10 protein-coding genes and 1 pseudogene are annotated in these 13,555 nt (G+C 70.0%); 6 read left to right on the top strand and 5 right to left on the bottom strand.

The window, feature by feature from the left end:
- The 5 genes and pseudogenes from CCN37_RS41680 to CCN37_RS27855 all read left to right on the top strand — a co-directional run.
- Positions 1 to 136 (top strand): annotated as a pseudogene (locus tag CCN37_RS41680) (Lrp/AsnC family transcriptional regulator); the annotation flags it as partial.
- A 6-nt stretch (positions 137 to 142) separates the two neighbouring features.
- Positions 143 to 499 (top strand): GntR family transcriptional regulator, encoded by a 357-nt coding sequence (locus CCN37_RS27870; RefSeq protein WP_086826422.1) that lies wholly within the window; start codon positions 143 to 145, stop codon positions 497 to 499.
- Positions 500 to 507: 8 nt separating this feature from the next.
- Positions 508 to 1,257: an enoyl-CoA hydratase gene (locus CCN37_RS27865; protein WP_086826411.1), complete on the top strand. Its 750-nt coding sequence runs from the start codon at positions 508 to 510 to the stop codon at positions 1,255 to 1,257.
- 247 nt (positions 1,258 to 1,504) lie between these two features.
- On the top strand, positions 1,505 to 3,382 hold the full coding sequence (locus tag CCN37_RS27860; protein ID WP_086826408.1) for a 2-oxoacid:acceptor oxidoreductase subunit alpha: 1,878 nt from the start codon (positions 1,505 to 1,507) through the stop codon (positions 3,380 to 3,382).
- Positions 3,379 to 4,449, top strand: coding sequence for a 2-oxoacid:ferredoxin oxidoreductase subunit beta (locus CCN37_RS27855; RefSeq protein WP_086826405.1), 1,071 nt, complete (start codon positions 3,379 to 3,381; stop codon positions 4,447 to 4,449). Before CCN37_RS27860 ends, CCN37_RS27855 begins: the two co-directional genes overlap by 4 nt.
- Positions 4,450 to 4,515: 66 nt before the next feature.
- Here the strand turns inward: CCN37_RS27855 and CCN37_RS27850 are convergent, their stop codons facing one another.
- Positions 4,516 to 6,186, bottom strand: coding sequence for a hypothetical protein (locus CCN37_RS27850; RefSeq protein ID WP_086826403.1), 1,671 nt, complete (start codon positions 6,184 to 6,186; stop codon positions 4,516 to 4,518).
- An 80-nt stretch (positions 6,187 to 6,266) separates the two neighbouring features.
- Between CCN37_RS27850 and rarD the strand changes: the two genes are divergently transcribed.
- Entirely contained in the window at positions 6,267 to 7,271 is a 1,005-nt protein-coding gene (gene rarD / locus CCN37_RS27845) for an EamA family transporter RarD (RefSeq protein ID WP_246843354.1), read from the top strand.
- A 3-nt stretch (positions 7,272 to 7,274) separates the two neighbouring features.
- Here rarD and CCN37_RS27840 read toward each other — a convergent pair whose 3' ends face one another.
- From CCN37_RS27840 to nuoL, 4 genes are all read right to left on the bottom strand, one after another.
- On the bottom strand, positions 7,275 to 8,246 hold the full coding sequence (locus tag CCN37_RS27840; RefSeq protein ID WP_210408231.1) for a polyprenyl synthetase family protein: 972 nt from the start codon (positions 8,244 to 8,246) through the stop codon (positions 7,275 to 7,277).
- A 218-nt stretch (positions 8,247 to 8,464) separates the two neighbouring features.
- Positions 8,465 to 10,018: an NADH-quinone oxidoreductase subunit NuoN gene (nuoN, locus tag CCN37_RS27835; RefSeq protein WP_086826417.1), complete on the bottom strand. Its 1,554-nt coding sequence runs from the start codon at positions 10,016 to 10,018 to the stop codon at positions 8,465 to 8,467.
- Between the two features lie 13 nt (positions 10,019 to 10,031).
- Positions 10,032 to 11,618, bottom strand: a complete 1,587-nt coding sequence (locus CCN37_RS27830) for an NADH-quinone oxidoreductase subunit M (RefSeq protein WP_086826399.1) — start codon at positions 11,616 to 11,618, stop codon at positions 10,032 to 10,034.
- Positions 11,615 to 13,528 carry an NADH-quinone oxidoreductase subunit L gene (gene nuoL / locus CCN37_RS27825; protein WP_086826415.1) on the bottom strand — a complete coding sequence of 638 codons (1,914 nt, stop codon included), beginning with the start codon at positions 13,526 to 13,528 and terminating at the stop codon, positions 11,615 to 11,617. Before nuoL ends, CCN37_RS27830 begins: the two co-directional genes overlap by 4 nt.
- Positions 13,529 to 13,555 lie beyond the last annotated feature (27 nt).

Raw genomic sequence — 13,555 nt, 5'->3', positions numbered from 1 at the left:
GCGGGCCGCGAGCATCCACCACATGGAAACAGCGCTGGAGCGCCTGCGGGCGGTGGACTTCATAGACCGGACCGTCTCCACGGTGGTGCTGTCCACGCTGCTGGAGCGGCCCGCGACGCCGAAGGTCGGAGGCTGAGCCGTGGTGAACATCCAGATCGACGCGACGTCGTCCGTGCCGCCGTTCGAACAACTCCGCACGCAGCTCGCGAAGCAGATCAACGAGCGGACGCTGGCGGTGGGCACGCGACTGCCGACGGTGCGCAAGCTCGCGGAGGAACTGGGGCTCGCCGCGAACACCGTCGCGCGCGCCTACCGCGAACTCGAAGAGGCGGAACTGATCGAGACGCGCGGGCGCAACGGCAGCTTCGTGAGCGCGACGGGCGGGCACGCGCAGGCAGCCGTGCAGCGCGCGGCCCAGGAGTTCGCGGCCAAGGTCAGGGCGCTCGGGGTCGACCCGGAGGAAGCCGTCCGCGTCGTGCGCGCGGCACTGGAGCGATAATCGCGCCCATGGGTGCCGAGGTGATCTTGGAGCGGCGGGGTGCCGTCGCGGTGGTGACCGTCAGCGATCCGGAGCGGCGCAACGCGCTCACGCTGGACCTCTCGCAGGCGCTGGCGGACACCGTCGCCGCGTGCGAGGCGGACTCCGGTGTCGGCGCGCTCGTGGTGACCGGGGCGGCGCCCGCGTTCTGCGCGGGTGCGGACCTGACGCAGCTCGGCGAGTCCCGCGAGGAGGGGCTGCGGCGGATCTACCGCGGCTTCCTCGCGGTGGCGAACTGCTCGCTGCCCACGGTCGCCGCGGTGAACGGAGCCGCGGTCGGCGCCGGGCTGAACCTGGCGCTCGCCTGCGACGTCCGCGTCGCCGGGCCGAAGGCGCGCTTCGACGCGCGCTTCCTCAATCTCGGCATCCACCCGGGCGGCGGGATGACCTGGATGCTCCAGCGCCTCGCCGGACCGCAGACGGCGAAGGCGATGGTGCTCTTCGGCGAGATCCTGGACGCCGGAGCGGCCGTGCGGCACGGGCTCGCGTGGAGCAGCGCGGAGGACGCCGTCGAAACGGCCGTCGAGCTGGCGGAGAAGGCCGCGGCGGCGCCCCGGGAGCTTGCCGTCACAACGAAATCGTCGATGCGGGTCACGGCGAGCCTCGGCGCACACGCCGACGCCGTCGAGCACGAGCTGGTGCCGCAGATCGCCTCGATGGACAGCCCTGCCTTCGCCGAACGACTGGCCGCGCTCAAGGGGCGGATCTCGCGGAGCTGAGGCTTCCTACCCCTCGGGAACCTCTAGTGTGATCTGGGTTTCCTCGATCGATTCAGGAAAGTGCCGGAACTTACCGTTGACCGGAGTGTCACCGGGCGGTAACCGGGCTTACAGCGTCTAAGTAAGGCAGGACTACCCTCGGGGGCAGCAGGGTCGGTTGCCCGTGCCCACCAGCCGAGACGACAGTCCCTGAATCCAGTGCGGGCCGCAGGCCCCGCGACCCCTGTGAGAGAGGGACCGCCACTCCATGAGCGTCAGCACCCCGGGACGCGAAACCGAGATCCGCAAGCTCGACCGCGTCGTCATCCGGTTCGCAGGTGACTCCGGCGACGGCATGCAGTTGACCGGTGACCGGTTCACCTCGGAGGCGGCCGCGTTCGGCAACGACCTCGCGACGCTGCCCAACTTCCCGGCGGAGATCCGCGCGCCAGCAGGGACCCTGCCCGGCGTGTCCAGCTTCCAGCTGCACTTCGCCGACTACGACATCCTCACCCCCGGCGACCGGCCCGACGTGCTGGTGGCGATGAACCCGGCGGCGCTCAAGGCGAACATCGCCGACCTTCCGCCCGGCGGCATCCTGATCGTCAACACCGACGAGTTCTCCAAGCGCGCCCTCACCAAGGTCGGCTACGGCTCCGACCCGCTGGAGGACGGCTCGCTGGAGGAGTTCCAGGTGCACAAGGTCGCGATGGCGACCCTGACGCGCGGCGCGCTGGAGCCGACCGGCCTGTCCAAGAAGGACGCCGAGCGCTCGAAGAACATGTTCGCGCTCGGGCTGCTGTCCTGGATGTACCACCGGCCGACCGAGGGCACCGAGCGCTTCCTGCGGGAGAAGTTCGCCAAGAAGCCCGACATCGCCGAGGCCAACGTGCTGGCCTTCCGCACCGGGTGGAACTACGGCGAGACCACCGAGGCGTTCGCGATCACCTACGAGATCGCCCCCGCCAAGCTCAACCCCGGCACCTACCGCCAGATCACCGGCAACACCGCGCTGGCGTACGGGATCGTGGCGGCCGGGCAGCGCTCCGAGCTGCCGGTGTTCCTGGGCACCTACCCGATCACCCCGGCATCGGACATCCTGCACGAGCTGTCCAAGCACAAGAACTTCGGCGTGACGACCTTCCAGGCGGAGGACGAGATCGCCGCGGTCGGCGCCGCGCTCGGGGCCTCCTACGGCGGGGCGCTCGGCGTCACCACCACCTCGGGCCCCGGTGTCGCGCTCAAGTCGGAGACCATCGGCCTCGCGGTGATGACCGAGCTGCCGCTGCTGGTCGTGGCCGTGCAGCGCGGTGGCCCGTCCACCGGCCTGCCGACCAAGACCGAGCAGGCCGACCTGCTCCAGGCGATGTTCGGCCGCAACGGCGAGGCACCGCTCCCGGTGATCGCGCCGTCCACTCCTGCGGACTGCTTCGCGGCGGCGCTGGAGGCGGCCAGGATCGCGCTGACCTACCGCACGCCGGTGATGCTGCTCTCCGACGGCTACATCGCCAACGGCTCCGAGCCGTGGCGCATCCCGACCACGGCGGACCTGCCCGACCTGCGGGTGGAGTTCGCCTCGGAGCCGAACGCGCCGGACGGCTCCGGTGAGTTCTGGCCGTACGTGCGCGACCAGGAAACGCTGGCCCGCGCGTGGGCGGTGCCGGGCACCAAGGGGCTGGAGCACCGGATCGGCGGCCTGGAGAAGGCCGACGGCAAGGGCAACATCTCCTACGACCCGGACAACCACGACAAGATGGTCCGGCTGCGCCAAGCCAAGATCGACGGCGTCACCGTCCCGGACATCGAGGTCGAGGACCCCAGCGGCTCCGCCGACGTGCTGGTGCTCGGCTGGGGCTCCACCTACGGGCCGATCGGCGCCGCGTGCCGCCGGGTCCGCAGGCAGGGCATGAAGATCGCGCACGCGCACCTGCGGCACCTCAACCCGTTCCCGGGCAACCTCGGCGAGCTGCTGCGCGGCTACCGCAAGGTGATCGTTCCGGAGATGAACCTCGGCCAGCTCGCGCTGCTGCTGCGGGGCAAGTACCTGGTGGACGTCATCAGCCACACCAAGGTCTCCGGGCTGCCGTACAAGGCCGAGGAGCTGCAGGACGTGTTCATCGAGATCGTGCAGGGGGTTCAGGCATGACGATCGAGCTGGGTCTTCCCACGATCGGTGGCCTGGAGGGCGTTCCGACCACCGACGAGAAGCAGACCGCCAAGGACTACAAGTCCGACCAGGAGGTCCGCTGGTGCCCCGGCTGCGGGGACTACATCATCCTCAACGCGGTGCAGAGCTTCATGCCCGAACTGGGGCTGAAGCGGGAGAACGTCGTCTTCGTCTCCGGCATCGGGTGCTCGTCGCGGTTCCCGTACTACATGAACACCTACGGCGTGCACTCCATCCACGGGCGCGCCCCGGCCATCGCCACCGGCCTCTCGGTGTCCCGGCCGGACCTGTCGGTGTGGGTGGTCACCGGTGACGGCGACGCGCTGTCCATCGGCGGCAACCACCTGATCCACATGCTGCGCCGCAACGTGAACCTCAAGGTCCTGCTGTTCAACAACCGGATCTACGGGCTCACCAAGGGCCAGTACTCGCCGACCTCGGAGGTCGGCAAGGTCACCAAGTCCACCCCGATGGGCTCGCTCGACCACCCGTTCAACCCGATCTCGCTGGCCATCGGCGCCGAGGCCACGTTCGTGGCGCGGGCGATGGACTCCGACCGCAAGGGCGTCACCGAGGTGCTGCGCGCCGCCGCCCAGCACCGGGGCACCGCGTTCGTGGAGATCTACCAGAATTGCCCGATCTTCAACGACGGCGCCTTCGACGTGTTGAAGGAGCCGGGCGAGCGGGAGCGGCGGATCATCCCGCTGGCGCACGGCGAGCCGATCCGCTTCGGCGCCGAGGGCGAGTACGGCGTGGTCCGCGACCCGAAGACCGGCACGTTCGCGGTCCACAAGGTCGCCGAGGTCGGCGAGGACGCGCTCGTGGTGCACGACGCCACGCTGGAGGACCCCTCCTACGCGTTCGCGCTCTCCCGCCTGGGTGGCCAGGACCTCGACCACACGGTCACCGGCGTGTTCCGCCAGGTCCAGCGGCCCACCTACGACGACCTGGCCCGGTCACAGGTCGACCAGGCGAAGTCCGCCAAGCCCGCTGACCTCGACGCGCTGCTGCGCGGCAAGGACACGTGGACGGTCATCTCCGACTGAGTCGGCAGTGCTTTGACGAGAAGGCCCCCGCTCTCCGGTGGAGAGCGGGGGCCTTCTCGTCGGCCGTCAGTGCCCCGGGCGGTTGCCGTTCGACGAGCCCGAGGGGGCGTCCGGGTCCACGACCGGCTCGAACAGCGAGCGGGTGCGGTCGGGCTGGTGCTGCTCCTGGAGCTTGCGGAGTTCGGCCTCGCGCCTGGCCGCTTCCGCGCGCAGGGCCTCGGACTTGGGGTCCGGCGTCCGCTGCGTTGCCTGGGGCTGCACGGCGGTGGGCAGCGCCTCCGGGTGGCTCGGCTGCGCGGGGGTCGACTGGACCGTTGTGGGTTGCGGCTGGGCGGACGCGGGCCAGGCGGTGGTCGGCTCGGCGGCGGTCGCTTCGGCGGATGTCGGCCGAGTGGACGCGGCCTGGTCTGCGGCGGGTGCCTGGCGGTCGGGCGCAGCGGACTGTCGGGACGTCGGCGCAGCAGTGGTCGGCTGGTCAGTGGACCGCTGAGCCGTCGTTGCCTGCGCGGACTCAGACCACGCGGCAATCGGCCGGTCCGCAGACGGCTGAACGGACGTGGGCTGGGCGGACTCAGACCACGCGGCGGTCGGCTGGTCGGCGGATGCGGGTTGCGCGTTCTCGGACGACGAGGCGGTCGGCTGGGCAGACGTGGGCTGGGAAGCGGGATCGGGGTCCGGGTCGGCATTGCGACCGGCGGCGGAGCCTCGGCTGAAGGCGACCTGGCGCGACGGGATCTCGGGCTCGGCGAGGTCCTGCTGGGGGCGCGGAGCCCGGGGGCGCTCGCGGCGGGAGAAGGCGTCGAAGTCGTCGGTGTCAGCGCGCTCGGGCTCGCAGTCGGCGGCGGGGCGCGAGGAAGCTCCGGCGTCGGGCTCGTCCACGTCGACGTCGTCAACGTCGTCGGGGGTCTTCCCGGCGGGCTTGGCGGTGTCGGGGTAGCCGCCGCGCCACTCGACCCTGGGGATGAGCGCGGTCGGCGTGTGGTCGGCCAACTCCATCTCCATGGGGTCGACCTCGGGCGGAGCGGTGGGCTGGGCGGAGCGCGGCGCGGCGCTGGGCCGGGGGCGGTCGGAGCGCTCGTCGGCGGCACCGGCGGCGCGCAGCTCCTGCTGGATCGCGGCCTGGCTGATGCCCATGGGCGGCGTGGTGGCCTCGAAGAACAGCGGTTCCTCGTCAGCGCGGGAAGCAGCGGCGGCCTGCTCGGCGTCGCGCTGGCGCTGGAGCTGCTCCAGGTACTCGGTGGGCGCGGGCGGGATGTCGGAGAGCGTCGGCGTCGGCCTGCGCGGGCTGACGGCCGTCGGCATCTCGATCTGCGCCGTCTCGATGAGCGCCGTCTCCTCGACGGGAGCGGGAGCGGAGGTGGGGGTCGGCTCGTGGTCGGCGTCGCTGGCCTCGGCGCGGACCTCCTCGGTCGGCACGGGCGGAGCGGGCTCGACGACCTGGGTGGGCACCGGGTCGGAGAACACCGGGTCGACCAGCTGCGGCTGCACGGGCTCGGGCGGCTCGGTGCGCTCGGGCCGTTCCGGGGCGGCGAGGACGGCGGGCGCGGCGTTGAACACCGGCGGGCGCGAGGGCTTCGCCTCGGCGGCTGCCTTGGGCACGTCGACGCGGGCGAGCTCGTCCTCCAGTTCGGCGATCCTGCGGCGGGCGGGCCGGACGAAGATCAGCCAGGTGGCTCCGGCTCCGACCAGAACCGCGAGCAGGGAGTACAGCCAGACCTCTCCGAACAGGGACGACACCGCCTTGGACCTCCTCTTCGTGTGATGAACGCGTCTGTCCCGTTCATCCCGCTCAGCGTAAACTCATTCGGGTGCCATCGATGACCACCTCGGCGGACTCGATGGTCCTCCCACCCTCCCCCAGGCAGCCGGGCACCGCCTCCGGACTGCTGTGCGGTGTGGGCGCCTACACGCTGTGGGGCCTGTTCCCCCTTTTCTGGCCACTGCTCGGACCTGCGGATTCGGTCGAGATCCTGGCCCACCGCATCGCGTGGACCATGGTCTTCATGCTCGGCGGGCTGCTGCTGTTCGGCCGCTGGGCGCGGCTGCGGGGCCTGTCGGCGCGGTCCTGGCTGCTGGTCTCGGCGGCCGCGGTGCTGATCGCGGTCAACTGGGGCACCTACATCTACGGGGTGACCTCCGGACAGGTGACCGAAACGGCGTTGGGTTACTTCATCAATCCGCTGGTCAGCGTGGTGCTCGGCGTCGCGGTGCTCAACGAGCAGCTGCGCCGGACGCAGTGGGTGGCCATCGGCATCGCCGCCGTCGCCGTGATCGTGATGACCATGGGCTCAGCGTCGGTCCCGGTGCTCGCGCTGGTGCTGGCGACCTCGTTCGGCTTCTACGGCCTGATCAAGAAGACCGTGCCGATGGACTCGGCGACCAGTCTGGCCGCCGAGAGCGTGGTGCTGGGCCCGATCGCCGCCGGCTACCTGGTCTGGCTCGGCGCCTCGGGCGCGGGGACCTTCGGCGGGCACGGGTTCTGGCACGCGGTGCTGCTGGTCTCGGCCGGGCCGGTGACGATCCTGCCGCTGCTGATGTTCGGCGTCTCCGCGCGCAGGCTGCGGCTGGTCACGCTCGGCGCGCTGCAGTACCTCGCGCCGATCCTCCAGTTCGCCTGGGGCCTGTTCGTCATGCACGAGCCGATGACGCCGCAGCGCTGGCTCGGCTTCGGTCTGGTCTGGGCGGCCCTGGTGCTGTTCACGGTGGACGGCGCGATCGCGGCTCACCGGAGCAGGCGCAAGCTGGCCAGGTACGAGACCACGGTCGTGCCCGAGGCGGTCGTCGTCGAGGTCCCGGAAGAACCCGCTCCGACCACCAAGTAGCCGCTACTTGCTGCGGTCCACCACGTAGTCCGCCAGCGCCTCCAGCGCCGTCTTCGCCGGGCACGCGGGCAGGTACGCCAGCTCGCTCCGCGCGTCGTCGGCGTAGCCGTAGAGGGTCTTCCTGGCGCGTTCGAGCCCCTCGGACTCGCGCAGCAGGTCCAGGGCCTCGGTCACCAGGTGGTCCTCGGTGATCGGGGCGGCCAGCAGCTCGCGCAGGCGCTCCCCGCGCTCACCCTGCTCCTCCAGCGCGTAGAGCATCGGCAACGTCTTCACGCCCTCGCGCAGATCGGTGCCGGGCGTCTTGCCGGAGGCCGACGAGGGCGACGCGATGTCGATGACGTCGTCGGAGATCTGGAACGCGGTGCCGATGATCTCGCCGTAGCGCTGCAGCGCCACGATCGTCTTCTCGTCGGCGCCGGAGAACATCGCGCCGTAGCGGCCGGCGGTGGCGATCAGCGAACCGGTCTTCTCGGCGATGACCTTGAGGTAGTGCTCGACGAGGTCCTGGCCGGGCTTGGGGCCGACAGTCTCGCGCATCTGCCCGGTCACGAGCTCACCGAACGTCACCGCGATGATCTCCGCGGCCTCGGTTCCCAGGCCCGCGACGAGCTTGGAGGCGTGCGCGAACAGGAAGTCGCCGGTGAGGATCGCGACCGCGTTGTCCCAGCGGGCGTTCGCGCTGACGGCGCCGCGGCGCATCGTCGCCTCGTCCATCACGTCGTCGTGGTACAGCGTCGCGAGGTGGATCAGCTCCACCACGGCGGCGGCGGTCACCACGTCGTCCTCGTCCGCGTCGCCGAAGTTGGCCGCGAGCAGGGTGAACAGCGGACGGATGCGCTTGCCGCCGGCCTCGACGAGGTGCAGCGACGCCTCGGTGACGAACTCGAAGTCGCTCTGCACGACGGTGTGCAGCAGCCGCTCCACCCGCTCCAGGCCTGCCTGTACTGACGCGGCGAGCCCGGGGTCGGTCAGCACCGAACTGGCGTCCCGGTCCCGGCCAAGGCGGGCGTGCTCACTCGTGGTCACATCCGAAGCCTACGTAGGGCGGCCGGGTGCGTGGCACCCACCGGCCCATAACTCGCTATGACTTCCCCAACACGGGCGAAACAGCCGGGGAAACGGCATGAAAAAGCCCGCGAACGGCAAGCGTTCGCGGGCTTCTCCAGTGAGGTGATCTGTCCTGGGAAATGTCCCTAGGAGACAAAAGCTCCCACGAGCGACCAGTCCAGCACCGCTGACGGGAACACGCCGAGCAGGACTGTCACCGCGACGCCGAGTGCGATGGTGATCGTCGTCGGCACGCCGGGCAGGCTCACCGTCGGGCCGTTCTCCTCCGGCTCGCGCATGTACATCAGCACGATGATCCGCAGGTAGAAGAACGCGGCGACGGCGCTGGCCAGCAGCGCGACCACCACCAGCGGGGCCATGCCGTCGGCGAGCGCGGCCGAGAACACCACGAACTTGCCGACGAAACCGCTGGTGAAGGGGATTCCGGCGAGGGCGAGCAGCAGCACCGTGAAGATCAGCGCCACCACCGGGGAGCGCTTCGCAAGACCCGCCCAGGAACTGATCTGCGTGGCCTCCCCGTTCGCGTCGCGGACCAGGCTGATCACCGCGAACACCGCCAGCGTGGTGAAGCCGTAGGTGAGCAGGTAGAACAGCGTGGCAGCGCGGCCCTCGTCGGTCAGCGCGATCGAGCCGATCAGCAGGAAGCCCGCGTGCGCCACCGAGGAGTAGGCGACCATCCGCTTGATGTCGGTCTGGGTCAGGCCGAGGATCGCGCCGATCAGCATCGAGACGATCGCGACGCCCCACAGGACCCCGCGCCACTCCCAACTGGTCGACTCGAAGGCCACCGAGAACACCCGCAGGATGCCGCCGAAGGCCGCGACCTTGGTGCACGCGCCCATGAACGCGGTGACCGGGGTCGGAGCGCCCTGGTAGACGTCCGGGGACCAGGAGTGGAACGGGCCGACCGCCGCCTTGAACAGCAGACCCACCACGAGCAGGCCGATACCGGCGAACAGCAGCGTGTCGGAGCGGTCGGAACCACCCGCGGCCTGGGCGATCGCGGAGAGCCTGATCGAACCCGCGTAGCCGTAGAGCAGCGCCAGCCCGTACAGGAAGAACGCCGACGCGAAGGCACCGAGCAGGAAGTACTTGACCGCCGCCTCCTGCGAGATGAGGCGGCGACGGCGGGCGAGGCCGCACATCAGGTACAGCGGCAGGCTCAGCACCTCAAGGGCGATGAACATGGTCAGCAGGTCGTTGGACGCCGTGAAGACCATCATGCCGCCGAGCGAGAACAGCGCCAGCGGGAAGACCTCGGTCTGCATGACGGCGGTGGCCTGCTCGCGGTCCTGGATGGTGCCGGGACGGATCGCGGCGTCGGCGGCGAAGGCGCCACCGGGCTCGACCCTGCGGTCGGCCATCAGCAACACCGAGCCGAGGCCGAGGATCAGCAGCGTCGCCCAGAGGAACAGGGCGGGCTTGTCCACGGCGACGGCACCGGCCAGCGTGGTGACCCCGGACGCCGGGGCGTCGTCGAGGTAGAGCAGCAGCGCGGCGCCCGCACCGGCGAGCGAGACCACGCTGAGGCCGAACTGGGCGCCCCAGCGCGCCGAACGCGGCAGGAACGCCTCGAACAGCACGGAGGCGCAGGCGGCGGCGAGCACGATCAGGATCGGCGCGATCGCCGGGAAGTCCAGATCGGGCACCTGGACCTGCTCGACCTGGGCGAGGAGCATCGGGACGTTCACGTCACTTGTTGCCTTCCTGCGCGACAACCGGGTCGGTCACGCCGGCCTCGGTCATCGTCGCCGTGACGGACGGGGTGATGACGTCCAGGACGGGCTTCGGGTAGACGCCGAGGCCGATGACCAGGGCCACCAGCGGAGCCAGCACGATCAGCTCGCGGCGGGAGAGGTCGGCGATCTTGGACTTGAAGGTTTCCGACTCCGGGTCGGTCGCCGAACCGGGGCCGCCGGCGAGGCCGACGAGCGCGGTGCCGCGCACCGGGCCCTGCATGATCTGCTGGTAGGCCCGCAGCACGTACAGCGCGGCGAGCACCATGCCGACCGAGGCGACGATGGTGAACACCGGCTCGTTCGGGAAGGAGCCGACCAGCACCAGGAACTCGCTCACGAAGGAGTTCGTCCCGGGAAGCGCCAGCGAGGACAGACCGGCGACCAGGAACAGGCCGCCGAGCACCGGGGTCAGCTTGGCCATGCCGCCGTAGTCGCTGAACTTCCTGGAGCCGCCGCGCGCCATCACCATGCCGACGACCAGGAAGAGCATGCCGGTGGAGATGCCGTGGTTGACCATGTACAGCACCGAGCCGGAGATCGACTGGCTGCTGAAGGCGAAGATGCCCAGCGCGATGAAGCCGAAGTGGGCGATCGAGGTGAAGGCCACGAACCGCTTCATGTCGCTCTGCCCGAAGGCCAGGAACGCGCCGTAGAGGATGCCGATCACGGCGAGCACCAGCACCAGCGGTGCGAGCTGCTTGCTGGCCTCGGGGAACAGCGAGAGGCCGTAGCGCAGGAAGCCGAAGGTGCCGACCTTGTCCAGCACACCGACGAGCAGCACACCGACGCCGACCGGGGCCTCGGCCGCCGAGTCCGGCAACCAGGTGTGCAGCGGGACCAGCGGCGCCTTGATGGCGAAGGCCACGAAGAAGCCGAGGAACAGCCAGAACTGCGCGGTCGGCGAGAGGTCCTTGGAGATCTCCGCCAGCTTCGCCCACTCGAACGTGCCCTTGCCGAGCACGTCCGCGCTGGTCACGTACACACCGATGACCGATGCGAGCATGATCAGACCGCCGAGCAGCGAGTACAGGAAGAACTTCATCGCCGCGTAGGTCCTGCGCGGACCGCCGAAGCGGCCGATCAGGAAGTACGCCGGGATGAGCATCGCCTCGAAGAAGACGTAGAACAGGAAGACGTCCGTGGCGGCGAAGACGCCGACCATGAAGGTCTCCATCACCAGGATCAGCGACAGGAAGCCGCCGAGGGTGCGGCCCTCGGGCAGCTTCTCCTCCCAGGACGCGCCGATGACGACGGGCACCAGGAAGGCGATCAGGGCGATCATCACCAGGGCGATGCCGTCCACGCCGAGCGCGAAGTTGACCCCGAACTGCGGAATCCACTCCACCGAGGTGGTCAGCTGCAACCGGGCGCCGCCCGCGTCGAAGGCGATCCACGCGAACACCGCGAGGACCAGCTCCGCCAGGGAGAACCCGAGCGCGGACAGCCGGGCCAGCCGGTCGTTGTTGCGCAGCAAGGCGACAACAACGGCACCGACCAGCGGCAGCAGAAGGAGAGCTGGCAGGAGGAGGGCGCTGCTCACGCGAACCTCACCACCAGCATGGCCGCGATCACGAGGACCGAACCTCCAAGCATGCTCAGGGCGTAGGAGCGCACGAACCCGGTCTGGGTCCGGCGCAGCACGCTGGAGCCGCCGCCGAGCACCGTCGCGGTGCCCATGACGATCCCGTCGACGCCCTTGTTGTCCACCACCAGGAAGGCCCTGGTGAGCAGCAGGCTCGGCTTGACGACGAGCCAGTCGTTCAACGCGTTGGTGTACAGGTCGGCACGGGCCGCCCGCACCGGCCAGGACGCGGCGGGCCGCTCGACCGGGACGCGGACCGACTTGCGACCGAAGATCACCCAGGCGACGAGCGCGCCGAGCGCGGACAGCGCCACGGTCAGCAGCGGCACCAGCGCGTGCGGGAGGACGCCGTGCTCAGCGGTCTCCAGCTTGCCCAGCGAGGGGGCCAGCCAGTTCGACAGCAGGCCGCCGTTGCTGAGCAGGAAGCCCGCGAACACCGAACCGAAGGCCAGGATGATCATCGGGACGGTCATCGACTTCGGCGACTCGTGCGGGGAGTAGTCCCTGCCGTCGGCCGACTTCAGCTTCTCCCAGCGCTTCTCGCCGAAGAACACCAGCAGCATCAGGCGGGTCATGTAGAAGGCCGTCAGCGCCGCGCCGAAGAGAGCAGCACCGCCGAAGACCCAGCCGCGCCAGCCCTCCTGGCCGAAGGCCGCCTCGATGATGGCGTCCTTGGAGTAGTAGCCGGACAGGAACGGGAAGCCGATCAGCGCCAGGTAGCCAAGGCCCCAGGTGACGAAGGTGACCGGCATCTTCCTGGCGAGGCCGCCCATCCGCCGGATGTTGCCCTCGTCGTTCATCCCGTGCATCACCGAACCGGCGCCGAGGAACAGCCCGGCCTTGAAGAAGCCGTGGGTGAGCAGGTGCATGATGCCCAGCGCGTAGCCGAACGGGCCGAGGCCGACCGCGAGGATCATGTAGCCGATCTGGCTGACCGTCGAGTACGCCAGGACCTTCTTGAAGTCGTCGTAGGCGCAGCCGATCACGCACCCGATCAGCAGCGTCAGCGCGCCGATGATCGTGACGACCAGGCGGCCGTCCGGGGTGAGGTCGTAGATCGGGTTGGACCGCGCGATCAGGTACACACCGGCGGTGACCATGGTCGCGGCGTGGATGAGGGCGGAGACCGGGGTCGGGCCCTCCATCGCGTCCGGGAGCCACGCCTGCAGCGGGAACTGACCGGACTTGCCGCACGCGCCGAGCAGCAGCATCAGCGCGATCGCCAGCACGACGCCGCCGGAGAGCTCACCGGCGCGCTCGAAGACCTCGGTGTACTGGGTGGTGCCGAGGTTGGCGAACATCAGGAAGATCGCCACGGCCAGGCCGATGTCGCCGACCCGGTTCATCAGGAACGCCTTCTTGGCGGCGGAGGCCGCGGACGGCTTGTGCTGCCAGAAGGAGATCAGCAGGTAGGACGCGAGACCGACGCCCTCCCAGCCCAGGTACAGCGTCACGAAGCTGTTGCCCAGCACCAGGATCAGCATGGCGCCGACGAACAGGTTCAGGTAGGCGAAGAACTTGCGCCGGTTCTCGTCGTGGCTCATGTAGCCGATCGAGTAGATGTGGATCAGCGAACCCACACCGGTGATCAGCAGCACGAACGTGACCGACAGCGGGTCGAGCCGCAGGCCGAAGTCGACCTTGAGCGCCTCGACGGGAATCCACGAGAACAGGCTGACCTCGCGGACCCGCTGCTCGGGGTCGAGCCCGATGACGGAGAAGAACAGCGCGAGGCCGTAGCCGAACGCGGCGATCACCATGGCGCTGCCGAGCAGGTGGCCCCATCGGTCGGAGCGGCGCCCGCTGATCAGCAGGATCGCCGCGCCGAGCAGGGGCAGGACCACCAGCAGCCACGCGTACTGCGCGATGCCCTGGGCCGCCAGCACCTCCGCGGG

It is taken from the genome of Allokutzneria sp. NRRL B-24872 (assembly GCF_002155965.1).
Lineage (GTDB): Bacteria > Actinomycetota > Actinomycetes > Mycobacteriales > Pseudonocardiaceae > Allokutzneria.
This window is presented reverse-complemented; position numbering and strand designations above follow the sequence as displayed.

Bases quoted from the DNA above. Each gene is read 5' to 3' on its own strand.
- CCN37_RS27865 (WP_086826411.1), top strand. From the start codon at position 508: ATGGGTGCCGAGGTGATCTTGGAGCGGCGGGGTGCCGTCGCGGTGGTG.
- CCN37_RS27860 (WP_086826408.1), top strand. From the start codon at position 1,505: ATGAGCGTCAGCACCCCGGGACGCGAAACCGAGATCCGCAAGCTCGAC.
- CCN37_RS27855 (WP_086826405.1), top strand. From the start codon at position 3,379: ATGACGATCGAGCTGGGTCTTCCCACGATCGGTGGCCTGGAGGGCGTT.
- rarD (WP_246843354.1), top strand. From the start codon at position 6,267: ATGACCACCTCGGCGGACTCGATGGTCCTCCCACCCTCCCCCAGGCAG.
- nuoN (WP_086826417.1), bottom strand. From the start codon at position 10,018: ATGCTCCTCGCCCAGGTCGAGCAGGTCCAGGTGCCCGATCTGGACTTC.